The organism is Lacticaseibacillus sp. 22 (genome assembly GCF_055413445.1).
Map to the genome: position 1 here is coordinate 1 of NZ_JBVAYD010000077.1, position 553 is coordinate 553.

General features: G+C 51.2%; 6 tRNA genes. All 6 read right to left on the reverse strand.

Annotated features, from left to right (window positions below):
• Window positions 1-6 precede the first annotated feature (6 nt).
• The 6 genes from ACWP87_RS13825 to ACWP87_RS13850 all read right to left on the reverse strand — a co-directional run bounded on the left by ACWP87_RS13825 (window position 7) and on the right by ACWP87_RS13850 (window position 549).
• Window positions 7-98: transfer RNA gene (locus tag ACWP87_RS13825), tRNA-Ser, on the reverse strand.
• A 9-nt stretch (window positions 99-107) separates the two neighbouring features.
• A tRNA-Glu gene (locus ACWP87_RS13830) sits at window positions 108-179 on the reverse strand.
• Window positions 180-183: 4 nt separating this feature from the next.
• Window positions 184-271, reverse strand: a tRNA-Ser gene (locus tag ACWP87_RS13835).
• Window positions 272-298: 27 nt separating this feature from the next.
• Window positions 299-372 (reverse strand) — tRNA-Ile (locus ACWP87_RS13840).
• 14 nt (window positions 373-386) lie between these two features.
• Window positions 387-457, reverse strand: a tRNA-Gly gene (locus ACWP87_RS13845).
• A gap of 19 nt (window positions 458-476) precedes the next feature.
• Window positions 477-549, reverse strand: a tRNA-Phe gene (locus ACWP87_RS13850).
• Window positions 550-553 lie beyond the last annotated feature (4 nt).

A 553-nucleotide genomic window follows, 5' to 3' on the forward strand; every position in this document is an offset into this window, starting at 1 on the left:
TTATAAAGGAGAATGAGGGATTCGAACCCTCGCGTGGATTGACATCCACCTGACGGTTTTCAAGACCGTTCCCTTCAGCCAGACTTGGGTAATTCTCCATTTAACCATGACCCGTACGGGATTTGAACCCATGTTACCGCCGTGAAAGGGCGGTGTCTTAACCACTTGACCAACGGGCCACAACGGAGAAGGAGGGATTTGAACCCTCGCACCAGTTTCCCGGTCTACACCCTTAGCAGGGGCGCCTCTTCAGCCACTTGAGTACTTCTCCATGTGTATATAAAATTAAGTGGTGCAATGGGCCTAGGTGGACTTGAACCACCGACCTCACGCTTATCAAGCGTGCGCTCTAACCAACTGAGCTATAGGCCCAATATCATAACCGCAGCGGGTGACGAGAATCGAACTCGCGACAACAGCTTGGAAGGCTGTGGTTTTACCACTAAACTACACCCGCATAAGGATGATTATGAATATGGCGCGGGACAGAATCGAACTGCCGACACATGCAGCTTCAATGCATTGCTCTACCGACTGAGCTACCGAGCCGCAA